The sequence below is a fragment of the Aquipuribacter hungaricus genome, from assembly GCF_037860755.1.
Classification (GTDB): Bacteria; Actinomycetota; Actinomycetes; order Actinomycetales; family JBBAYJ01; genus Aquipuribacter; species Aquipuribacter hungaricus.
On the sequence record NZ_JBBEOI010000033.1, the window covers coordinates 1 to 21,600 of the forward strand.

Sequence of the window (21,600 nt, forward strand, 5' to 3'; positions counted from 1 at the left end):
GTCGCCACGAGGCAGGCGCTGGCCGAGGCCGCCCGGGCCGAGGCAGCCCGGCCCGCGGCCGGCAGCGCCGCGACCGTCGGCGCCGCCCAACCCCAGGCGGACACCCACTCCGCCCCGGGCTGGCTGTCCCTGCCGTTCGAGGGCGCGCGCACCTCGTCGCAGTACGGGTACCGGACCCACCCGGTCCTCGGGTACCGCAAGCTGCACACCGGCACCGACTTCGCGGCGCCGTGCGGCACCCCGATCACGGCCGGCGCCGACGGCACGGTCGTCAGCGCCGGCTGGGGCGGAGGGTTCGGCAACCTCGTGGTCGTCGCGCACGGCGACGTCGGCGGCAGCTCCCTGTCCACGGCCTACGCCCACCAGAGCCGGCTCGCCGTCAGCGCTGGCGAGCAGGTCAGCCGCGGGCAGCTCATCGGGTACGTCGGCACCACCGGCACGTCGACCGGCTGCCACCTGCACCTGGAGGTCCGGGTCTCGGGCACCCCCGTCGACCCGAGGCGCTACCTCTGACATCAGGATCTGCGACGGGTCAGGCCTAGGGGTGCCGGAGCAGGCTGGGGGTCGAGCTGTCCTACGTCGTCCGCCCTTCCTCAGCCAGGGCGGGTGCGGTCCTGCGGACCAGGTAGCGCGACGGCTGGCCGTCGGCAGCCATCAGCCGGGTCTGGGTCCTGGACCAGGGCGAGAACGTGCCGGGGCGGGACCGCACCGCGTCCAGGAGCTCGTCCCAGGTGGTCCAGCGCAGGTCGGCGACCTCGGTCGGGTCGGGGGTGATGGCTGCGGGGTCGACGGCTCGGGCGAGGTAGACGGGGCAGACCTCGTTCTCCACCACACCCTGGTGCTCGGCGCGGTAGCGGAAGCGGGGCAGCACCGGTGCGACGTCGTGCACCTGCAGCCGGAGCTCGGCAGCACCTCGACGGGTGATCGCGTCCCGGTCGGTCTCTCCCGGGCCGGGGTGCCCGCAGACGCTGTTGGTCCACAAGCCCGGGAAGGTCCGCTTGTCCGCGGCCCGGCGGGTGATCAGCAGGCGGTCGTCCGTGTCGAAGACGTAGCAGGAGAACGCCCGGTGCAGGGGAGTCGTCGAGGTGTGCACGGTCGCCTTCGGGGCGAGCCCGACCTCGCGGCCCTCCTCGTCGACCAGCACGACCATCTCGACCGGGCTCACGATGCTCCTCGCTGCCCGCCCGCCGTGACGAGCTGCCCCGCCGCAGGACCTCGGCCGGCCGGCGACAGCCGGGCGCGGTGCGCTCGCGCGAAGTCCGCGACGGTGGTCGCCGGTCGGCCCAGCAGGTCGGGGACGTCGGTGCTGGTCACCCGGCCGCCGTCGTGGCCCCGGCGGACGACGTCGACGAACTGGCGGACCAGCCCTCGGGCCATCCACCGCGGCGTGCCCGCCAGCCGCAGCCCGGCGTAGAACACCGGAGCCGGCAGGTGGAGGTACCGCACCCGGTGGCCCAGGGTCGTGGTGAGGATCTCGGCGACCTCGGGGTAGGACAGCGGCCGGTCCTGGGTCAGGGTGTAGGTCCGCCCCTGGTCGCCGGCGCCGCCCTGCAGGCCGGGTCCGGTGAGGACCCTGGCCGCGACGGCGGCGATGTCGGACACGTCCACCCAGGCGGTGGCGCCGTGCCCGGTGGTCTGCGGCAGCCACCCCCTGCGGATGGCGGCCGCCTCCACGAGCAGGTTCTTGGTGAACGCCCCCGGCGCCAGCCGCGTCCAGCTCAGACCGCTGCGGCTCAGGTGGTCGTCGGCGCGGGCATGGTCACGGGCCCAGGGGATGGCCGAGGTGGGGGAGGCGTCCGACGTCGAGACCCTGACCACGTGCTCGACACCGGTCGCCGCGGCGGCGTCGATCGCCGTGCGGTCCCAGGTGTGCTGCTCGGGACCGTTCGGGGCGAGCAGGAACAGCTGGGAGACCCCGGTCATGGCCCTGCGCACGGCTCCCGGGTCGTCGAGGCTGCCGAGCGACGCGTCGATGCCACGCCGCCGGTGGTCCTCGACCTGGTCGGGTCGTCGGACCAGCACCCGCAGCGGCACCCCGGCCTGCACGAGCTCGTGCACCAGCAGCGTGCCGATGTCTCCTGTGGCACCGGTCACGAGCACCGTCCCGAGCTCTGGCATGTCGACCCACTTTCGGTAGCAGTAACCTGTTACTTCAGGATGGGGCTCGTCGACGAGAGGTGGCAAGTCGGGATGGACGTGAGCCAGGACGACCTGGACGGCCTGACGGCCTGGACGCTCATCAGGGCGGCGCACCGGGTGGAGCAGCAGCTCACCGCGCTGTTCGCCAGCAGGGGGCTGTCCCCGGTGCAGTTCGGGGTGCTGGCGCACCTGGCGACCGGGGTCCCGCTGACCAGGGCCCAGCTGGCCCGGGAGGTCCTGGTACGACCGCAGTCCGTCGCGGGGGTGCTCGACGGCCTGACAGCGAGGGGGCTCGTCCTGGACCAGGGACGGCGGGGCAAGGGACGCCCCAACCCGGTGACGCTCAGCCCGCAGGGCCGCGAGGTGCTGGCCGAGGTGTGGCCCGCGGTCCTCGCCGCCACGGGTCCCGCCGGCCTGGGGCTGAGCGAGACGGACGGGGCGCACCTGGACCGCATCCTGTCCTCGATCGTCCGCCCTGGGCCAGCTCCGCCGGACGCCGGTACCGTCCGGTCATGAGCCACGGCGACGGAGCCAGCAGCCCCACCGGGGTCATCGTCTCGCCTGACGGGCCCGGACCGGCACGACAGGGTGGCTGGTTCACCCCTGGTCGACCGCGGTCGGTCGCCGCTGCGCTCGCCCTCGTCGCCGCTGCGGTGGCGGTGCTGAGTGCGGCCGCCCTCGCCGAGCTCTTCGGCGTGTACCGCGGCGGCAGGATGCAGGTCGTCCTGTTCTGGGTGCCCATGCTCGGTGTCGCCGTGGCGTGGGCCGCGCTGGGGGGACTGCTCCTCACCGGGTCACGAGCCGCGCGCGTCCTCGGAGGTGTGGTCGTCCTGGCCCTGAGCGTGCAGACGATCGTGCCGTGGCTGGGCGTGATGTGGATGGAGCGGGTGACGGACCAGACCGTCCTGGTCCTCGTCCTGCCCGTCGCCGCGGTGGCGCTCCTGCACCTGGCTGTGGTCGTGGCCCTCGCGGTACCGCTGCCCGCTCGACGGACGACCGGCTGAGGGCGGCCCCGGCACGGACGCCGCCTTTCCGGGTGACCACGGCCGTGGGCGCCCGGTCCCTCTCGTGCTGCCAGTCTCGCGTCCGGATCCCGTAGAGGAGCACCCAAAGCAGGTGCGTGGCTGCTCGCGAGCTCTGTGCCGGACGCGGGGTCCAGCACCGACGGCGTCATCAGGACCACGTCGATCTCGCCGGGCTTCGTACGGACAGAGCTCGTCGACGGCATGGCGCCCGGAGTTCGCGACGAAATCCAGGCCGGCCTGCGTCACGGCCCGGCGGAGCTGGTGCACCTCCGCGACGGGCGTGCTCGCTGATGTCCCCGGGCACGAGCGAGCTCATCGGGTGCATCACCGCGCCGAGAAGCGCACCCCGACGAGCCGCTCGGACGCCTCCCAGATCCGCGGGCCGTCGTCCGTGGGGCGGAACGGCGCCCAGAGCTCCTGCCGGGCGGGCCCGCCACCCACCGTCCGCCGGGGACCGTAGAACTCGTCGCCACGGGCGGTGGGGTCGGTCGCGGCCACGAGCGCCGGGAGCGCCGCCGACTGCGGTGTGCCGGTGATCCCCAGCCGCGAGAGGACCCGGATCACGCGGCGCCCGCCCGTCTCGCGGCTGCGTCCGAGCCCGGGCTGGGCATCGAGCAGGTTGGTCGGCGAGACGCCGGGGTGGGCGATGTTGCTGGAGATCCCCCAGCCCTCGCGGCGGCTGCGGGCATCGAGCTCCCGCGCGAAGAGGGCGACGGCGATCTTCGAGGACGTATAGGCCTTCATGACGTCGTAGGCGGCCTCGGAGTTCGGGTCGTCAGGACCTCGCCCCGGCGCGCGGCGATGCTCGTCTGGTGGGTGACTCGTGCCCGGCCATGCTTGAGCAGGGGGAGCAGGGCCAGCGTGAGAGCGAAGTGCCCGAGGTGGTTCGTGCCGAGCTGCAGCTCGAACCCGTCGGCCGTCACCTGCCGGCTGGGCGGGGTCATGACGCCGGCGTTGTTGACGAGGACGTCGATCGGCCGGCCCTCGCCGACCAGCTCCGCGGCCAGGGCGGCCACGGAGTCCAGCGAGGACAGGTCCAGCGCCCGGGTGCTCACGTCCGCGTTGCCCGTCGCCGTGCGGATCCGGTCCGCCGCCGCGTCGCCCTTCGCGGCCGAGCGGACCGGCATGACGACCTCGGCCCCGGCCTGCGCGAGGCGGGAGGCGATGACGAAGCCGATGCCGTCGCTCGCGCCGGTGACGAGGGTCCGCTTCCCCCGCAGGTCGGGGATGGTGGTGTCGGGCGCCATGGGAGCTCCTTGGTCGGGGTGGCTGGTCGCCACCGTCGGGGTGTGGCTCCACCGTGCACCCCGCCCGGAGGCGCATCCAGGCCCTCCAGATCCCCTGCTGCGGGGTCAGGGCTCGTGGGGCAGGGGTGACCGGGCCGCGCTCCGGGCCACGGCACGGGCACGCATGACCCAGGAGCGCCCGAAGCCCTGACGTGCGTCGTGCGCCCGGGTACCGGTGCCGTCCTCGTCACCCCCCGTGACCGCGTCCACGACGACGTCCTCTGGGCCCACGACGCCGAGGGCCTCCGCGGCGAGACCATCGCGCAGGTCCGCGCGGCCCTCGGCGCCGACGGCACCGGACCCAGCCGGTACCGGCTGTCCGTCCGTGGGGCCGCGGACCGATGAGTCCGGGCCGCCGGCAGCGTCCTCCCGTGGACACACCTACCGACGAGCTGGAGGACACCATGGCTGCCCGCCCCATCGACCAGGAGATCGACATCGACGCCCCCCGTGAGCGGGTGTGGGACGTCCTGACCGGCGACGCCACGTACCGGCAGTGGACCGCGGAGTTCGCGGAGGGCTCCTACGCCGAGACCGACTGGCAGCAGGACAGCAGCGTCCGGTTCCTCGGTCCAGACGGGACGGGGCTGCTCGGTCGGGTCGTCGTCAGCCGTCGACCGGAGCTGCTCGACGTCGAGTACGACGGCGTCGTCGGCGCGGGCCGCGACGACACCACGAGCGAGCTCGCGCGCGGGTGGGCCGGGTCTCACGAGACGTACCGCCTGGCGGAGGCGGACGGAGGGACGCACCTGGTGATCTCCGCCCCGATGGAGGACGCCTACTACGACGACATGGTGGAGGCGTGGGGACGCGCGCTGGCGAAGGTGAAGGAGCTGGCCGAGGCGCGGTAGCGGGGCGGCCCGGCGACAGCTGCACGCCTGCCCCGCGAGACGACCCGGCGCTGTGGGCGCGGTCGAGCATCCCGCCTCGGCCTGCCGGGTGCTGGCCCTGGGCTCGTGGGACCTCCGGGGCTGGGCTGGTCGGAGGGGGACGGTCCACCCGGCCTTGACAACATACAACCATATGGTTGTAGGTTGTGGTCGTGACCACCGACCAGCACGAAGAACGGGCCGACGCCCTGTTCCACGCGCTGGCGGACCGCACCCGACGGGACATCCTGCGCCGGGTGCTGGCGGGGGAGAGGTCCGTCTCTGCCCTCGCGGCCTCGTACGACATGAGCTTCGCCGCCGTCCAGAAGCACGTGTCGGTCCTGCACGGGGCCGGCCTGGTGCACAAGCGACGCCGCGGCCGGGAGTCCATGACCAGCGGCGACGTCGAGGCTGTGCGCTCGGTCGGCTCGATGCTGACCGAGCTCGAGGCCGTCTGGCGTGGTCGTGTCGCCCGGATCGACGACCTGCTGGCCACCGCCCCACCGACCGAGAGGAACGACTGACATGCCCGTCACCGACGTCGTGCCCGACATGGACGCCCTGACCCTGGCCATCGTGGCCGACTTCGCGGCCCCTGTGGACCGGGTCTGGCAGGTGTACGCCGACGCACGCCAGCTCGAGAAGGTCTTCGGCCCGCCGACGTATCCCGCCACGTTCGTGGACCACGACCTGACGCCGGGGTCACGGTCCACCTACTACATGACCTCCCCGGAGGGGGAGAAGTTCGCCGGCGTCTGGGACATCCGCACCGTCGACGAGACCACGCAGTTCACCTTCGAGGATGCCTTCGCCGACGAGTACTTCGTGGTGGACCCCGACATGCCGGTGAGCCGGAACTGCTACGCCTTCGCCGCCCACGACGGCGGCACGCGCGCCACCTACACCAGCACGTACGCCTCCGCCGAGGCGCTCCAGCAGGTCCTGGACATGGGCGTCGTCGAGGGCGCGTCCTCCGCGATCAACCAGATCGACAGCCTCCTCGACGCAGGCTGACGGGCGCCGGGGACCGAGGAGGCCCGCCCCGCCCACGCTCACCCGCGCGTGTGGTCCCGGGGCACCGCCGTCCAGGTCCCGCCCCCTGGTGCCGACCTCCGGGGAGGGACCGGCCGCCGTGGCCGGCGGCTACGAGGGGGGCGGCATGCGGTCACGTCTCGCGCGCCTGCTCGCAGGCCTGGACAGGTGGCTGCACCGGGCGGTGTGGCTGGTGCTCGCCTTCGGCCTGGTGGGCGGCCTGGTCTCCACCCGCGGTCGTCTGGTGGAGGCGCCCGCGGACATCATCCTGACCGCCCTCAGCGCCTTCTTCGGCGTGGTCGTGCTGCGCCTGCTGGTCGCCGCGGTGGCGGACCGGGAACGGCGCGCCGCACGGCTCGTCCTGCTCGCCGCGGTGTGCCTGTGGGCGGCCGGGTCGGCGGCGCTGCACCAGGGCGAGGTCACCGACAAGAGCTTCCCCGGGCCCGCCGAGTACTTCTTCCTGCCTGCCTACGTCGGCTTCGTCGCCTTCCTGTCCATCGACTCCGGTCGCGCCCGTGGCGGGCTGAAGTCGTGGCTGGAGACCTCGCTCATGCTCGGGGCGATGCTCTCCGTGGCCGCGGTGGCGTTCGCGAGCCCGCTCGCGGCAGGGCTCCCGGTCGACGGCACCGGGCTGCTGCTGTTCCTGCTGTACCCGCTGCTGGACTTCGGCCTCCTCCTGCTCCTGGCAGGTCAGCTCGTCTCCGGGGCCCGGGGGCGGGGCCGCGACAGCAGCCTGCTGCTCGGCGGGACCGCCCTGCTCGTCGGGCTCGACCTGCACTACGCGGTCAAGGTCCTGGACGGCGGGTACTACGCGACCCTGGCCACCGACGTGCTCTACGGGGTGGCGTTCGCGCTCCTGGCGACCGGGGCGTGCAGCCGGCGCAGCGAGGTCGCACCGGACCGTGGGCACCGGTCGAGGGCGCAGCTGGTGGTCCTGGCGGCGGTGGTGGCGCTGGTGGCGCTGGGGGTGCGTCCGGCGGGCGCGCCCAGCGTCGTGGTCACCGTGCCGGCGATCCTCACCCTGGTGGCCGTGGTCGCGCGGCTCATGGTCGCCCTGCGCGAGGCCCAGGGCGCGGCGGAGGCGCTGCGGCTGTCGCGCACGGACGAGCTCACGGGGCTGCGCAACCGTCGTGCGCTGCTGGACGACCTGCGTGCCGGGCTGCAGGGAGCGCACCCGCCGGCGCTGCTGCTCATGGACCTCGACAGGTTCAAGGAGGTGAACGACGGGCTGGGGCACAGCGTGGGGGACCAGCTGCTGCAGGAGGTCGCGCGGCGCCTCGAGCTCGCCCTGCCCCCGGGAGCCCTCGTGGCGCGCCTGGGCGGCGACGAGTTCGCCGCCGTCCTGCCCGACGACGGCGACCTGTGCCTGCTGGCGACGGCACGCCGTGCCCGCCGGGCGGTGTCGCGGAGCGTCACGGTGGGGGGCGTCGACCTCCGGGTCGGGGCGAGCGTGGGCGTGGCCCGCGGTACCCGGGGGCTGGGTGCCGTCGAGGTCCTCCGGCGCGCGGACGTGGCCATGTACCAGGCCAAGCAGGGGCGGTCGGGAGAGTCCCTGTACGACCCGGCCAACGACGACTTCACGCGCGACCGGCTGCAGCAGGTCGAGCTGCTGCGCGCCGGCATCGAGGGCGGCCAGCTGCGGCTGTGGTACCAGCCGCTGGTCTCCGCGGCCACCCAGCGGGTGGTCGCGGTCGAGGCCCTGGTCCGCTGGGAGCACCCGGTCCTCGGGCTGCTGCAGCCCGTCTCGTTCCTGCCCGAGGCGCGGCGCGCCGGCCTCATGCCGGCCCTCACCGAGGCGGTCGTCGGCATGGTCCTGGCCGACGCCGTCCGCTGGCACCAGGACGGGCACCAGTTCCAGGTCGGCTTCAACTGCGCCCCGCCCGAGCTGCTCGGCGAGGGCTTCCTGCCGCACCTGGGGCAGGCCCTGGACCGGGCCGGTCTGCCCGCGGGCCGCATCTGCGTCGAGGTCACCGAGGACTCCTTCGTCACCGACCCCGAGCGGGCACGCCGCGCGCTGCAGGAGCTCAGCGACCGCGGGGTCGTCGTGGCGATCGACGACTACGGCACCGGGTTCTCCTCGCTGGCCTACCTGCGCGACCTCCCGGTGCACTCCCTCAAGCTCGACCGGTCCTTCATGCGCGGGCTCCAGGACGAGGACGCCCGCACGATCGTGGAGTCCACGCTGCAGATGGCCCACGCCCTCCGCCTCGAGCTGGTCACCGAGGGCGTCGAGGACGCGGCGACCGCCGCCACGCTGGTGGCGATGGGCGTCGACGTGCTGCAGGGCTACCACTTCGCCCGCCCCATGCCCCCGCACGAGCTCGACGCGTGGGTGCAGGGGTGGGAGGCGTCGCTGAGCACCACCGTCGGCGGGTGGACCGGCCCGGGCTGACCCTCGGGCAGCCCCGGTGGCGGCGCGTCGTCAGCCGGCGAGGAGCCGGGCGGGAGCCGGGCGGAGGTCGAGCACCTGCTCTTGGAGCAGGAACGCCTCCGCGCCGGGCAGCTCGACGCCGTGCAGGCCGGAGCCGAGGGTGACCAGCCGGTACGACTCGGGCTGGGTGAGCCGCTGGTGGCGCCGCATGGCGTCGAGGTCGGTCCAGACCGGCGTGCTCGACGGGGACCCGCAGTACGGGCGGGGACCGCACCCCGGGAACGTCTGGAACGTGACGCCGGCACGGGCGAGCAGGGCCCGTGCCACGTCGTCGAGCACGGCGACGACCGCGGTCGCGCGGTTGACCCGCGTGAGCTCGAGCAGCCCGTGCAGGAGCGCGGCGGTCCAGACCTGACCGACACCCTCGGCGCGGCGTCGCACGCTGATGGTCGCCACCTCCCAGGTGGTCGACGGGTCGAGACCCACCGCCGACGCGGCGGCGGCGGGGTCCACCTGCCAGTCGTCGACGAGGCTCTCGTCGAGCTTGAGGCCGGAGGGTCCGGGGAGGATGCACCGGGCTGCCGCGACGGCGCGGCCGGAGGCGTCCAGCAGGCAGACGAACACCGAACGGTCCTCGTGGCTGGCGAACCAGTCGTCCAGCACGGCGCGGCCGTCGTCGAACCGCTCGTCGAAGACGTCGGCCTCGCACGCCCGGGCGGCCTCGAGCTCGTCGCCCCGGGGGTCGACGACGAGCCGTACGTGCATGTCGGTCCGGTCCTGCAGCGCGGGGATGCTCACACGGGGACGGTACGGGCGAGGTGACCGGGTGTGCCTACCGCGAGACCCACGGTTACGCCGACAGGGTGGGCCTGTCGGGTGCATCCCGACGGACGGTCACCCGGAGCGACGGGGGAGCGGCGCTCCCGGTCGGCCACCAGCGCCTGTCCCGACGCGTCAGGTCAGGCGGGCCAGGTCCCGTCGGACGTAGCGCAGGTGCGCCCACTCCTCCTCGAGGACGACGCGGACGCAGTCACCGACGCTGGGGCTCCAGCCACCGCCGCCCCAGGGGTCCTCGCGCTCCTCCGCGAGCAGGTCCGCCGTGGCCGTGGCGAGGAAGTCGGACACCAGCCGCTGACGCTCGGCCCGCACGGCGAGGACCTCGTCGAAGGCCGGCGGGTCGACCCGGAAGACCGACATGTCGACCCCCGCCTCGCGGGCACCGGTGAACAGCAGGCCGATCTCGTGGAACGGCTGCTGCACCCGCAGGACCCCGCCGCGGAGCCAGGCGTCCGTCGCCAGCACGAGGTGCCGCAGGGTCTCGGCCAGGGACCACTCGTCCTCGACGTGGGCGTCGACCAGGTCCGGTGGCGTGCTGGCCACGGTCTCCTGCCACGCCGACTGCACCGCGACCCAGCCCTCCCGCAGGCCTTCGGGCGTCTGCGCCTTCTGGAGCTCGCGGCCCGGGAACTGCCGGTTGAGCTCGGCGTCCACCAGCGGCACCACGTCGACGCCGTTGACGACGAGGCTGCCGAAGAACAGGTCGTGGCTGTCGATGTCAAGGCCGTCCACGTCCGTGCCGCGCATCGTCACGCCGCTGACGTCGGAGAAGCGCAGCGTCGCGCCCTTGAAGCTCGCCCTGACGAAGGCGGCGCCCTCGAACTCCGTGGTGCTCGACCAGGTCCTCACCGCCCCATCGTCACCCATGCGCGAGCGTCTGCCCAGAGGTGTCGCGCTAGCCGCGCTGCTCGAAGGCGCGCAGGTGGGTGCGCACGGCCGCCATCAGCACCGTCGTGTCGTCGCAGTGGAACCGCACCGCCCGCGCGGCCACCGCGCCCTTCGGCAGGGCGAGGGTGAGCGGCCGGTCGAGGAGGACCTCGGCCGCCGTCGTGCCCTGCACCGGGAACGACACCACCGCGCCGTCCTCCGTCCCGTCGTCGACCTGCACGGACGCGCCGCTGTCGAAAGCGTGCCGCCGGACGACGACCCGGTCGACGGCGCCCCACGGGACCACCACCTCCACGAGCGGGCCGGAGCGGACCCGGACGCCGTCGGGACCGACGACGTGCGGGTGGACGACCAGGCCCGCCGTGACGCCGAGCATGAAGAGCAGCCCCCACACCCCGAGGACGAGGACGGGGAAGCGGACCGTGGGCCACGGCTGCAGGACGAGGTCCAGCACGACGATCTCGACCGCGGAGAGCCCGACGAGGACGACCAGGACCGTGCGCAGCCCGCCGACGTAGGGGACGGCCGTCCCCCCGGGCCCCAGCTTCGGCCGCCGCGCGACGACCCGTGCCGCGCTGGCCCACCCGGCCGCCTCCCAGCGCAGCGCCGTGACGGCGAGCCTCCCCAGGCGCCGGGCCCAGCGCGCGGTCACGGCGGTCACGGCTGGTCCTGCAGCAGGGAGTGCAGGCGTGCCAGGACGTGGTCGAGGCCGGTGGCGAGCCCGTCGCGACGCCGGGGGGACAGGTCACCGACGAGCTGGGTGGCGAGGTCGGCGTGCATGGCGACGAGCCGCTCCGCGAAGGCCTCGCCGGCGCTGGTGAGGGTCACGACGCTGGCGCGCCGGTCGGTCGGGTGCGCCGCCCGGACGACGTGCCCGCTGGCCTCGAGGGCGTCGACGAGCCCCGTCACCGTGCGGGGTGTCACGCCCAGCGCCGTGGCGAGCGGGCGCTGCGCCACGGGACCGGAGCGGTGGAGCTCCCAGAGGAGGTGGACGCGGGCCTCGGTCATCCCTTCTGACAGGGCGAAGCGCGCCGTGTCGAGGGTGAGGAGGGAGGCGACCGCGAGGAGCCGGTCAAGGATGTCCCGCTCGTGTGCCATATGCTGAGGTTACCCCATCATGTGGGGACCTCTCTATAGCGCCGGCCTCGTGGTCGTCCTGGGTCGTCAGGGGACGAGCAGCCGCACCGCGAGCGAGCTCCCGGCGGTGGACAGCGACCAGGTGCCGTCGTCGTCGGGGACGAGCGTCCACACGCTGCACGCCCCGGGCGCGGTGCCGGGCCGGGCGACCCGGAGCCGTGCCCGGGCGTTCCCGGGCTGGCAGGACGTCTCGGTCAGGACCGATCCGGTGACGGCGTCCGTGACCGTGTAGCCGGCCCCGCCTGCGGAGGTCAGCCGCCAGGTCTGGCAGGAGCCGGCGACCCGGGTCTCCATCCGGACCTGGGTGCCCCTGCCCTTGGTCGGCCCGCAGCCGACCACGCCCAGGGTGCGGGTCTGGTCGGTCGGGCTGGCCAGCAGGACCTCGCCGACGGGCTCGAACCGGAACTGCTGGCTCGCCGCACCGGTGGGCGTCGCGACCCCGAGGTCGGCGCCCGCGGCCGTGCCCTCGGCGGTCCAGACGAGGCCGCGGCCCGCGATCGAGCTGATCGTGGTCCAGCCGTCGGGAGCCGGGGAGAAGAGCCAGCGCTGGCAGACGTTGTAGAAGAAGCTGCCCAGCCAGTCGAACTGGGCCACGTCGCCCCTGGTCTCGGCCTCTGCGCAGCCCGGGAGGTCGGCGGACATGTTGCTGTGGCGGTTCTGGAGGCGGGAGCCCGTCTCGCTGCCGTCGGTGACCTGACGGGCGTCCCGTGCGTCCACCTGCCACTGCTGGCAGGAGTCGGTCGGGGAGGGGGCCGCCATCGTCAGGTCCGCCGTCGCGTAGCCGCAGGTCGCGTTGGACACGGCGGTGCCGCCGTCGCGGACGACGACCCGCACGTAGGCGGAGCCGTGCCCCGCCGACCGGCTGGGGTTGACAGGGTCGCCCACCGTCGGCCAGCCGCCGTCCCAGGACAGGGTGCGGACGTTGAGGCGGGGGGTGCCGCCGGAGGTCGCGTCGTAGTAGTGGTTGACGAGGTAGTCGACGCCGCCGGAGGACCACACGTCGGGGTGGCCGGTGCCCTGGAACTCGTCATAGCCGCGGAGCACCTCGCTGCCGCCGCCCTCGAGCAGCGGGACGCCCTCCTTGTCGAGGTACGGACCGGTGACGGTCTCCGACCGGCCGACCACCACGCGGTAGTCGCTGTCGGTGCCGCGGCAGCAGTAGTCGAACGCCGCGAACAGGTAGTAGTACCCGCCGTGGCGGACGACCGACGGGCCCTCGACGGGGTTGAACTGGACCTGCCGGTCGACGAGCGGGAGCACCTCGGCGCCGGGGGCGACCTTGCCGGTCGTCCGGTCGAGGGCGACGATCTTCAGGCCTCCGAAGAAGGAGCCGAAGGTCAGCCAGGCACCACCGTCGGCGTCCTCGACGTAGTTGGCGTCGATCGCGTTGTAGTCGGTGCTGCCGGGCTCGCTCTCGAGCACCGTGCCCCGGTCCACCCAGCCGTAGGCAGGGCTGGCCGGGTCGAGCGACCCCGTGGTCGCCAGGGCGGTGACGGAGTTGGTCGTGCCGAACCGGGAGACCGAGTAGTACAGCCGCCACTCCGTGCCGCTCCAGCTGAGGTCCGGCGCCCAGGCGTCCCGCGGGGCGTCGGCTGCCGTGGCGCCGATGGCGGCCAGGACACCGGCGGGCAGGTCCGTGAAGACCGGCGGCAGCTCCTCCCAGGTGAGCAGGTCCCTCGAGCGCCTCATCGGGATGTAGTCGTCGCCCGTCGCGGCGTCCCCCGTGCTGGCGAGGTAGAACCAGCCGCCCTCCTCGACCAGCGTGGGGTCGTGCGAGACGGGGTCCTCGGGCCGGTCGGGGCCGGCGACCAGCGGGGGCGGCCCGGGAGGCGGCGCGGCCACCGCGGGGACGGCGGGTGCCACCGAGCCGACGAGCAGGGCGGCGGCGACCGCGGGCGCCCACGCGCGGCGACGGAGGGGACGGGCCATGGACGACCTCTTCTCGCTGGGGCGTCCGCTTCTTCGCGGGCGCCGAGGGGACGGGCGGTGGGGACGGCCCGGGCTCGTCGGGAGTCTGGCACCGTTCTACAACGATGTAAACGGGCGTCTCGACCGGCAGGCCGAGCCGGTCACCCCCGCACCAGGCCGCCGCGCACGGTCGTCACGGGGGGTGTGGGACCCCCGGCCGGGGGGCACACGGCACCGGGCCCGGGGTGGGCCGGGGTCACCACGCACCGGCAGGTGCGGCCGGCCCGTCCGCCCCGGGCCGCCGGGCACCGTGCCCGCAGCACGCCCCAGGAGAGGACACCCCGCCATGAGCGACCAGTACACGATGCAGGACCCGACGACCCAGTACCCGACGGCGGACGAGCAGTGGCAGCAGCAGCAGGCAGGACCCGGCCTCGAGAAGGAGATGGGGCCCAAGCCCGACGCGGGGGAGCAGAGCTACCGCGGGTCGGGGCGGCTGGCCGGGCGCAGGGCCGTCGTCACCGGCGCCGACAGCGGCATCGGCCGGGCGACCGCGATCGCCTTCGCCCGCGAGGGCGCCGACGTCGTCCTGTCCTACCTCCCGGAGGAGGAGGCCGACGCCCAGGAGGTCGTCGCCCTGGTCGAGGCGGCCGGACGCAGGGCGGTCACCGTGCCCGGTGACGTCACCGACGAGGCCTACTGCCGCCAGCTGGTGTCCGCCGCCGTGGGCGAGCTGGGCGGGCTGGACATCCTGGCGAACATCGCCGGGAAGCAGCAGAACGTCGGGTCCATCGACGAGCTGACCACCGAGCAGTTCGACGAGACGTACAAGACCAACGTCTACGCGCTGTTCTGGCTCTGCAAGGCGGCGCTGGAGCACATGCAGCCGGGCAGCACCATCATCAACACCACGTCGATCCAGGCGTACTCGCCGGCCCCGATCCTGCTGGACTACGCCTCCTCCAAGTACGCCATCAACGGCTTCACCAAGTCGCTCGCCGCGCAGGTGGCCGGCCGGGGCATCCGCGTGAACGCGGTGGCGCCGGGACCGGTGTGGACCCCGCTGCAGGTCGCCGGGGGACAGCCGGAGGAGGCGCTGAAGGACTTCGGCGCCGAGACCCCGCTCGGCCGGCCCGGCCAGCCCGCGGAGATGGCCCCGGCCTACGTGTTCCTGGCCAGCCAGGAGTCCAGCTACGTCACCGGGGAGACCCTGGCTGCGACCGGCGGGATGCCGACCCCGTAGACCGGCCGGGCGGACGGCCGGGGACCCTCGTCGCCCGGCCTACCGCTGCGCCGACGGCAGCGCGTTCCCCGTGCCGGCGTCGAACAGGTGCGCCCGGTCGAGGTCGACGGTCACCTGCAGCCGCTGCCCGAGAGCACCCGCCACCGACGGGCGCGCCTTGACCTTGAGCATCTCCGTGCCGACCCGGACGTCGACCACCGTCCGGTCGCCGAGCGGCTCGAGGCCGTAGAGCTCCCCGGGCAGGACGGCGGGGCCCCGCTGCTCCAGCGACAGGTCCTCGGCGCGCAGGCCGAGGAGCAGCGGGCGGCCGTCCTCGGCGGTGGCCCAGCGCGGCCGCGGAAGGGTCCAGCCCTGGTCGCCGACCAGTTCCTCGCCGCGGGCGTGGCAGGCGAGCAGGCTGATCCGGGGGCTGCCGACGAAGCCGGCGACCCAGCGGTTCGCCGGTCGCTCGTACACCTCGGCGGGGGTGCCGACCTGCTGCACCCTGCCCTCCCGCAGCACCGCGACCTGGTCGGCCATGGACAGCGCCTCGACCTGGTCGTTGGTGACGTAGACGAACGTCCCGCCCAGGCTGCGGTGGATGCGGGTGAGCTCGGTCCGCATCTCCACGCGCAGCTTGAGGTCGAGGTTGGTGAGCGGCTCGTCCATGAGGAACGCCCGCGGCCGGCGGACGAGGGCCCGGGCCAGGGCGACCCGCTGCATCTCCCCGCCGGACATCTGCGCGGGCTTGCGCTGCAGCAGCCGCTCGATGTGGAGCAGCCCGGCCACCTGCTGCACGGCCGCCTCGATGTCGGAGGAGGAGGACCTGCGCGCCCGCAGCGGGGAGGCGATGTTCTCGTAGGCGGTCTTGCGGGGGTAGAGCGCGTAGCTCTGGAACACCATCGCGAGGTCCCGGTCGGCCGGGGTGTCGGCGGTGGCGTCCCGGCCGTCCAGGTGGACCGAGCCCGCGTCGAGCCGCTCCAGGCCGGCGAGCGCCCGCAGCGTCGTCGTCTTGCCCGCACCCGACGGGCCGAGCACGACGAAGAAGGCGCCGTCCGGCACGTCCAGGTCGACCCCGTCCAGGGCCTGCACCTCGCCGAACGCCTTGCGCAGGCCGCGTGCCTCCACGGTCCCCATCAGGCCACCAGCTCCTCGGTCGTCGGGTCGTACACGGGGGGCGGGCCGCCGGTGTGGCGCAGCCCGACGGGTGCGTCCGGGCCGAAGCGGGACGTCGGGGGCATCCGCACCCGGACGTCGCGCCCGCCGCTGCTGAGGACGTAGATGATCTCGTCGCCGAGCGTCTCGGCCGAGACCACCCGGGCCGGCACCGAGCGCTCCTCGCCGGGGGCGGTGACCTCCAGCGCCTCCGGCCGCACCCCGGCGACCAGCGGCCGGCCGCGGGGCACGCCGGCCGGCGGCACGAGCGACAGGCCGCCCGTGCCCCGGAGCGCGCCCTCGGCCACCTCGACCGGGAGCAGGTTCATCGGCGGCGAGCCGATGAACGCCGCGCAGAACAGGCTGGCGGGACGGTCGTAGACCTCCAGCGGAGTGCCCACCTGCTCGACCCGGCCCTTGTTGAGGATCGCGATGCGGTGCCCGAGCGACATCGCCTCGACCTGGTCGTGGGTGACGTAGACCATGGTCGTCCCGAGCTCGGCCTGCAGGTGCTTGATCTCGGTGCGCATGTCCGCGCGCAGCTCGGCGTCCAGGTTGGTGAGCGGCTCGTCCATGAGGAACGCCCGCGGCCGCCGGACCAGCGCCCGGGCCAGGGCGACACGCTGCTGCTCGCCGCCGGACAGCCGGCTCGGCCGCCGGTCGAGCAGCGGCCCGAGCTGCATCATCCGGGCCGCCTCGTCGACGCGGGCCCGGACCTCCTTCTCGGGCAGGCCCTCGGCCCGCAGCGGGAAGGCGAGGTTGTCGCGGGTCCTGAGGTGCGGGTACAGCGCGTAGAACTGGAACACCATGGCGATGTCCCGCTCGGCGGGCGGCAGGTCGTTCACCAGGGTGCTGCCGATGCGGATGTCCCCGGAGGTCTGCCGCTCCAGCCCGGCCATGGCGCGCAGCGTCGTCGTCTTGCCGCAGCCGGACGGCCCGAGCATGACGAACAGCTCGCCGTCGCCGACCGACAGGTCGACGCGGTCCACCGCGACGGTGCCGTCGGGGTAGCGCTTGTGCAGCGCGGTGACCTCGATGCCGGCCATCAGCGACGCACCGCCCCGAGGGTGACGCCCGCGACCAGGTGCTTGCGGACGAGCCACGCGAACAGCAGGACCGGGGCGGCGAAGACCACCGCGGAGGCCGCGACCAGCCCCCAGTCCACGGTCGTCCCGCCGATGAGGCCGGCGATGGCGGGGGGTGCGGTCCGGACCTCCTGGCTGGAGGTGAGGAAGATCGCGAAGACGAACTCGTTCCACGAGAAGATCAGCGCGAAGACCGCGGTCGCCGCGATGCCGGGCACGAGCAGCGGCAGGGTGACCTTCCAGAACGCCTGGAGCCGGGTGTAGCCGTCGAGCATGGCGGCGTCCTCGTACTCGGCGGGGACCTCGTCGACGAAGCCCTTCATCATCCAGATGGTGAACGGGACGTTGAAGGCGGCGTAGATGAGGATCAGCCCCAGCTCGGTGTCGATGAGCCCCAGCTCGCGGTACATGAGGAAGATCGGGATGACGACGACGACCGGCGGCATGAACCGGGTCGACAGGATGAAGAACAGCTGGTCCTTCTTGGCACGCAGGCCGAAGCGGGAGTACGCCCAGGCGGCCGGCACCCCGAGCAGGGTGGCCAGCAGCGTGGACAGCCCGGCCACCACCACGGAGTTGACGAACGCGGTGGACAGGTCCGAGCGCCCCTCGCCGCCGCGGGCGACGAACACGTCCCGGTAGTGGTCGAGCGTGACGTCGAAGCCGATGAACTGCGCCGGCACGGCGTAGACGTCGCGGTTCTCCTTGATCGACGTCTCGAGCATCCACAGGACCGGGAACAGCATGACCACGGCCAGGACGACGAGCAGCGCCGTCTCCAGCAGGCGGCGTCCCCGGCCGGAGCGGCCGGTGCGGCCGGGCACGGGCGGGGCGGCCGCGGTGGCCGGCCGGTCGTCGGGACCGGGCACGGCCTGGTCGACGGTGAGCGCCATCAGCCCTCCTTCAGCTTCTCGAGGTAGCGCAGGTAGAGCTGCGCGAGGGCGATGACCACGAGGACCATGAGGATCCCGTAGGCCGAGGCGAGGCCGGTGTCGAAGCCGAGGAACGCCACCTTGTAGACGTGGAACGACAGCGTCTCGGTCGAGACCCCCGGGCCGCCGTTGGTGAGGATGTAGACCAGGTCGAAGAGCCGGAAGGCCTCGATGGCGCGGAACATGACGGCGATGAGCAGCAGCGGCCACACCAGCGGCAGGGTGATGCTGCGGAAGCGGAACCACTCCGAGGCCCGGTCGATGGAGGCCGCCTCGTACAGGTAGCGCGGCACGGCGGTGAGCCCGGCCAGGGCGATGAGCATGATGAACGGCGTCCACTGCCACGTGTCGACGACGATGAGCGACAGCAGCGCGGTGCGCTGGCGGGTGAGCCACTCCACCTGCCCCAGCCCGACCGAGCCGAGCAGGCTGTTCACCACGCCGAACTGCGTGTCGAGCATGAACCGCCAGAACAGCCCGACGACGACCGGCGACAGCATCATCGGCACGAGGAACAGCGTCGTCAGCAGGCCGCGGCCGCGGGTCCGCCGCGAGATGAGGTAGGCGATGGTGAAGCCCAGCACCGTCTGCAGCGCCACCGCCCCCACGACGTAGAGCAGCGTGGTGAGCGCGCGCTGGTGCACCTGCGAGGACGTGAGCACGTCGGCGTAGTTGGCGAACCCGACGAAGGACGCCGGGGTGTCCCGGGTGGCGGAGTAGTCGGTGAACGACAGCCACAGCGACCACAGCAGCGGGAACACCGACATCGTCAGCAGCAGCAGCAGCGCGGGGGAGATGAAGGCGACCGCCAGACCGCGGTCGCTGAGGCGCCGGCGGCGCCCCGGTGCGGGCGGCGCCGCAGCCGCCGCCCGCACCGGGGAGCTCGTGGTGGTGGTCACGGGGCTCAGTCCAGCCCGCCGCTGGAGTCGAGGACGGACTGCTGCTGCTCGGCGATGTCGTCGAGTGCCTGCGCCGGGTCCTTGGCGCCGTTGAGCGCCGCGTTGACATTGGTGTTCTCGATGTCGATGAGCTGCGCGTAGACCGGCACGTTCCACATGTCGCGCATCCGGGACACGGAGTCGGCGTAGACCTGGTTGTAGGGGGCGCCGTCGAGGAACTCGGGGCTCTGCAGCGCGTCGGTGCGCGAGGGCACCCCGCCGGCCGCGGCCCACTTCTTCTGGATGTCCTCCTGCAGGAACCAGGCCATGAAGTTCAGGGCCTCCGCCTGGCGCTCCTCGGGGGCGTAGGCCGACACGTGCATGCCCATCCCGCCCAGCGGCACGAAGTCCGTCTCCTGGCTGGGCAGCGGCGCGAAGCCGAGCACCTCGGAGATCTCCTCGCGGGTGGTGCCGAGGGTCGACTGCTCGGGGTCGAGCAGGCCGCCGCTGGCGGCGATCCACTGGAAGGCGATGCAGGCCTGGCCCTGGGCGACGGCCGCGTTGACCTCGTCGATGAACCAGTTGCCGGAGCCGAGCGCGGTCAGCGGCTTCATCTCGTTGACCAGGACGTCCATGGCCTTCTGGCCGGCGTCGTCGTTGATGACGCCCTCGATCTGACCCTCGCCGGAGTCCCAGAGGTTCCCGCCGTAGACGCCGTTCACCGTGTTGTAGGTGACGGCCGCGGCGTCGGAGCCGTTGGACTGGTGGAAGGCGAGCCCGCTGACGCCGGGGTTGTCCGCCTGGCACTGCGCGGCGACGTCGATCATCTCGTCCCAGGTCTGCGGCGGCTCCTCGCCGATCAGGTCCTTGCGGTAGACCATCGTCCAGGTGTCGCCGAGCAGCGGCAGGCCGTAGAGGCTGGCGTCCTCGTCGCGCTGCCCGGTCTCGGCCTGCGGGTACTGCCCGTAGGCGGCGAGCAGGTACGGGTCGTAGGCGTCGACCTCGATGTTCTCCTCGACGAAGTCGGTGAGGTCGAGGATGTTGCCGTTGGTGACGGCCTCGCCGATGTGCTGGGAGTCCAGGATCGGGATGTCGAAGTCGGTCTGCCGGGCCGCGAACTGCGTGAACATCGCGTCGCGCCAGTTGGCGTTCGGGACCGTGTTGACCTCGATCGTGACGTTCGGGCGCTCCTTGGTGTACTCCGCGTTGGCGAAGTCCTCCAGCGCCTGGGCCGGCGGCCACTCGAACCAGATGAAGCTGAGCGTCAGCTCGTCGTCGGTGAGCTCCGGGATCTGGGCCGGTGCTGCGCCGCCCCCGGCCTCCTCGCCGCCGCCGCCCCCGCCGCACGCCACCGCCACCGTGGCCAGGAGCGTCGCCCCCGCCGCCAGGCGTACCTGCCGGCCGGCCGAGGACCTCCGTCGGGCTCGCTGTGCGTCATGCATGGTGTCTCCTGCTTCCTGGGTCGGGGGGCTGGACGTGTCGGGCGTGGGGAGCAGGGGGGCGGCGGGACCGCCGCGGGAAGGGGGCACGGGGCTCACCAGCTCGTGGCCACGTACTGGGCCTCGACGAACTCCAGGAGTCCTTCCGAGCTGCCCTCGCGGCCGAGACCGCTCTGCTTGGTGCCGCCGAACGGTGCGGCGGGGTCGGACACCAGGCCGCGGTTGAGGCCGACCATCCCGCTCTCCAGCCGCTCGGCCAGGGCCAGGCCGCGGCCCAGGTCGCGGGTGTAGAGGTAGCTGACCAGGCCGTAGACCGTGTCGTTGACCTGCGTGAGGACCTCGTCCTCGTCGGAGAAGCGGACGACGGGGGCCACGGGCCCGAACACCTCCTCGTGGAGGACGGCGGCGTCCGCGGGCACGTCGACGAGGACGGTCGGCGGGTAGAAGCAGCCGGGCCCGTCGGGCCGCTGCCCGCCGAGCACGGCCCGGGCGCCGCGGTCGAGGGCGTCGCGGACCAGGCGGTCGACCTTGTCCACGGCGGCACCGTCGATGAGGGGGCCGCACCCGGTGCTCTCGTCGGTGCCGCGCCCGACCCGGACGGCACCCATCCGCGCCACCAGCCCCTCGACGAACGCGTCGTGCACGTCGTCGTGGACGAAGAAGCGGTTGGCCGCGGTGCACGCCTGGCCGCCGTTGCGCATCTTGGCGACCATCGCCCCGTCGAGGGCGGCGTCGACGTCGGCGTCGGCGAGCACGAGGAACGGCGCGTTGCCGCCGAGCTCCATCGCGCACTTGAGCACGCTGCCCGCCGCCGTCCGGAGCAGCACCCGCCCGACCTCGGTGGAGCCGGTGAACGACAGCATCCGGGTGCGGGGGTGCGTGAGCATGGCCTCGACGACGGGGCCGGGGTCGGAGGTGGTGACCACCCCGAGCACCCCCGCCGGCAGGCCCGCCTGCTGCATCAGTGCCGCGACCGCGAGGGCGGTGAGCGGGGTCTCCGCGGCCGGCTTGAGGACCGCGGTGCAGCCCGCGGCCAGGGCCGGCGCGATCTTGCGGGTGGCCATCGCCGCCGGGAAGTTCCACGGCGTGACGAGGATGCTCACGCCGACGGGCTGGTAGCCGACCAGCAGGCGGTTCGCGCCGCCGGGGGCCAGGCCCACCTGCCCGCGCAGCCGCACGCCCTCCTCGGCGTACCAGCGGAAGAACTCGGCGGCGTACCGGACCTCGCCGCGGGCGTCGGCCAGCGACTTGCCGTTCTCGAGCGAGATGAGCAGCGCGAGCTCCTCGGACCTGTCGAGCATGAGGTCGAAGACCCGCAGCAGCAGGTCCGAGCGCTCCCGGGGCGGGGTGGCCGCCCAGCCGGCGGCCGCCGCCGCGGCGGCCTCGACGGCCGCGAC

24 protein-coding genes are annotated in these 21,600 nt (G+C 73.7%); 9 read left to right on the plus strand and 15 right to left on the minus strand.

Annotated elements, in window-relative coordinates:
* On the plus strand, positions 1 to 513 hold a 513-nt coding region (locus WCS02_RS06475), incomplete at its 5' end, for a M23 family metallopeptidase (RefSeq protein ID WP_340291179.1).
* A 61-nt stretch (positions 514 to 574) separates the two neighbouring features.
* On the opposite strand, the gene idi is transcribed toward WCS02_RS06475, so the two are convergent.
* Together idi and WCS02_RS06485 are read right to left on the minus strand one after the other, a co-directional pair.
* Complete coding sequence (gene idi, locus WCS02_RS06480) at positions 575 to 1,165, minus strand: isopentenyl-diphosphate Delta-isomerase (RefSeq protein ID WP_340291181.1); 591 nt, start codon at positions 1,163 to 1,165, stop codon at positions 575 to 577.
* The gene (locus tag WCS02_RS06485; RefSeq protein ID WP_340291183.1) at positions 1,162 to 2,118 is read right to left on the minus strand and encodes an NAD(P)H-binding protein; all 957 of its coding nucleotides are present in this window, start codon (positions 2,116 to 2,118) and stop codon (positions 1,162 to 1,164) included. The genes idi and WCS02_RS06485 overlap by 4 nt, the downstream gene beginning before the upstream one ends.
* A gap of 78 nt (positions 2,119 to 2,196) precedes the next feature.
* Here WCS02_RS06485 and WCS02_RS06490 point away from each other — a divergent pair, with 78 nt between their 5' ends.
* Together WCS02_RS06490 and WCS02_RS06495 are read left to right on the plus strand one after the other, a co-directional pair.
* A complete protein-coding gene (locus tag WCS02_RS06490) occupies positions 2,197 to 2,655 on the plus strand; it encodes a MarR family winged helix-turn-helix transcriptional regulator (protein ID WP_340291185.1) in 459 nt (152 codons plus the stop codon).
* Positions 2,652 to 3,143 carry a hypothetical protein gene (locus WCS02_RS06495; RefSeq protein WP_340291187.1) on the plus strand — a complete coding sequence of 164 codons (492 nt, stop codon included), beginning with the start codon at positions 2,652 to 2,654 and terminating at the stop codon, positions 3,141 to 3,143. The genes WCS02_RS06490 and WCS02_RS06495 overlap by 4 nt, the downstream gene beginning before the upstream one ends.
* 345 nt (positions 3,144 to 3,488) lie before the next feature.
* Here the strand turns inward: WCS02_RS06495 and WCS02_RS06500 are convergent, their stop codons facing one another.
* Complete coding sequence (locus tag WCS02_RS06500; protein ID WP_340291189.1) at positions 3,489 to 3,908, minus strand: Rossmann-fold NAD(P)-binding domain-containing protein; 420 nt, start codon at positions 3,906 to 3,908, stop codon at positions 3,489 to 3,491.
* Positions 3,905 to 4,411, minus strand: a complete 507-nt coding sequence (locus WCS02_RS06505; protein ID WP_340291191.1) for an SDR family NAD(P)-dependent oxidoreductase — start codon at positions 4,409 to 4,411, stop codon at positions 3,905 to 3,907. Before WCS02_RS06505 ends, WCS02_RS06500 begins: the two co-directional genes overlap by 4 nt.
* A 198-nt stretch (positions 4,412 to 4,609) precedes the next feature.
* On the opposite strand from WCS02_RS06505, the gene WCS02_RS06510 reads away from it, so the two are divergent.
* The 5 genes from WCS02_RS06510 (at position 4,610) to WCS02_RS06530 (ending at position 8,743) form a co-directional block, all read left to right on the plus strand.
* Positions 4,610 to 4,795 carry a hypothetical protein gene (locus tag WCS02_RS06510; RefSeq protein WP_340291193.1) on the plus strand — a complete coding sequence of 62 codons (186 nt, stop codon included), beginning with the start codon at positions 4,610 to 4,612 and terminating at the stop codon, positions 4,793 to 4,795.
* Between the two features lie 26 nt (positions 4,796 to 4,821).
* Entirely contained in the window at positions 4,822 to 5,301 is a 480-nt protein-coding gene (locus WCS02_RS06515; RefSeq protein ID WP_340291195.1) for an SRPBCC family protein, read from the plus strand.
* A 191-nt stretch (positions 5,302 to 5,492) separates the two neighbouring features.
* Positions 5,493 to 5,843: an ArsR/SmtB family transcription factor gene (locus WCS02_RS06520; RefSeq protein ID WP_340291197.1), complete on the plus strand. Its 351-nt coding sequence runs from the start codon at positions 5,493 to 5,495 to the stop codon at positions 5,841 to 5,843.
* Position 5,844: 1 nt separating this feature from the next.
* Complete coding sequence (locus WCS02_RS06525) at positions 5,845 to 6,333, plus strand: SRPBCC family protein (RefSeq protein ID WP_340291199.1); 489 nt, start codon at positions 5,845 to 5,847, stop codon at positions 6,331 to 6,333.
* A gap of 145 nt (positions 6,334 to 6,478) precedes the next feature.
* Positions 6,479 to 8,743, plus strand: a complete 2,265-nt coding sequence (locus tag WCS02_RS06530) for a putative bifunctional diguanylate cyclase/phosphodiesterase (protein ID WP_340291202.1) — start codon at positions 6,479 to 6,481, stop codon at positions 8,741 to 8,743.
* Positions 8,744 to 8,773: 30 nt separating this feature from the next.
* Here WCS02_RS06530 and WCS02_RS06535 read toward each other — a convergent pair whose 3' ends face one another.
* The 5 genes from WCS02_RS06535 to WCS02_RS06555 form a co-directional block, all read right to left on the minus strand.
* On the minus strand, positions 8,774 to 9,520 hold the full coding sequence (locus WCS02_RS06535; protein ID WP_340291204.1) for a hypothetical protein: 747 nt from the start codon (positions 9,518 to 9,520) through the stop codon (positions 8,774 to 8,776).
* A gap of 156 nt (positions 9,521 to 9,676) precedes the next feature.
* Complete coding sequence (locus WCS02_RS06540; RefSeq protein WP_340291206.1) at positions 9,677 to 10,408, minus strand: DinB family protein; 732 nt, start codon at positions 10,406 to 10,408, stop codon at positions 9,677 to 9,679.
* Positions 10,409 to 10,454: 46 nt separating this feature from the next.
* Positions 10,455 to 11,108, minus strand: coding sequence for a hypothetical protein (locus WCS02_RS06545; protein ID WP_340291208.1), 654 nt, complete (start codon positions 11,106 to 11,108; stop codon positions 10,455 to 10,457).
* A complete protein-coding gene (locus tag WCS02_RS06550; protein ID WP_340291210.1) occupies positions 11,105 to 11,545 on the minus strand; it encodes a MarR family winged helix-turn-helix transcriptional regulator in 441 nt (146 codons plus the stop codon). The genes WCS02_RS06545 and WCS02_RS06550 overlap by 4 nt, the downstream gene beginning before the upstream one ends.
* Before the next feature lie 66 nt (positions 11,546 to 11,611).
* Positions 11,612 to 13,513: a family 43 glycosylhydrolase gene (locus WCS02_RS06555; RefSeq protein WP_340291212.1), complete on the minus strand. Its 1,902-nt coding sequence runs from the start codon at positions 13,511 to 13,513 to the stop codon at positions 11,612 to 11,614.
* Positions 13,514 to 13,838: 325 nt separating this feature from the next.
* Between WCS02_RS06555 and WCS02_RS06560 the strand changes: the two genes are divergently transcribed.
* Positions 13,839 to 14,735: an SDR family oxidoreductase gene (locus tag WCS02_RS06560; protein WP_340291214.1), complete on the plus strand. Its 897-nt coding sequence runs from the start codon at positions 13,839 to 13,841 to the stop codon at positions 14,733 to 14,735.
* 39 nt (positions 14,736 to 14,774) lie between these two features.
* Here the strand turns inward: WCS02_RS06560 and WCS02_RS06565 are convergent, their stop codons facing one another.
* The 6 genes from WCS02_RS06565 to WCS02_RS06590 all read right to left on the minus strand — a co-directional run.
* Positions 14,775 to 15,851, minus strand: coding sequence for an ABC transporter ATP-binding protein (locus WCS02_RS06565; protein ID WP_340291216.1), 1,077 nt, complete (start codon positions 15,849 to 15,851; stop codon positions 14,775 to 14,777).
* Complete coding sequence (locus WCS02_RS06570; RefSeq protein WP_340291218.1) at positions 15,851 to 16,915, minus strand: ABC transporter ATP-binding protein; 1,065 nt, start codon at positions 16,913 to 16,915, stop codon at positions 15,851 to 15,853. Before WCS02_RS06570 ends, WCS02_RS06565 begins: the two co-directional genes overlap by 1 nt.
* The gene (locus WCS02_RS06575) at positions 16,915 to 17,847 is read right to left on the minus strand and encodes a carbohydrate ABC transporter permease (RefSeq protein ID WP_340291220.1); all 933 of its coding nucleotides are present in this window, start codon (positions 17,845 to 17,847) and stop codon (positions 16,915 to 16,917) included. Before WCS02_RS06575 ends, WCS02_RS06570 begins: the two co-directional genes overlap by 1 nt.
* Positions 17,847 to 18,785 (minus strand): carbohydrate ABC transporter permease, encoded by a 939-nt coding sequence (locus tag WCS02_RS06580; protein ID WP_340291222.1) that lies wholly within the window; start codon positions 18,783 to 18,785, stop codon positions 17,847 to 17,849. Before WCS02_RS06580 ends, WCS02_RS06575 begins: the two co-directional genes overlap by 1 nt.
* 5 nt (positions 18,786 to 18,790) lie before the next feature.
* Positions 18,791 to 20,206: an extracellular solute-binding protein gene (locus WCS02_RS06585; protein WP_340291224.1), complete on the minus strand. Its 1,416-nt coding sequence runs from the start codon at positions 20,204 to 20,206 to the stop codon at positions 18,791 to 18,793.
* 92 nt (positions 20,207 to 20,298) lie between these two features.
* The coding region (locus tag WCS02_RS06590) for an NAD-dependent succinate-semialdehyde dehydrogenase (RefSeq protein WP_340291226.1) at positions 20,299 to 21,600 on the minus strand (1,302 nt) is incomplete at its 5' end.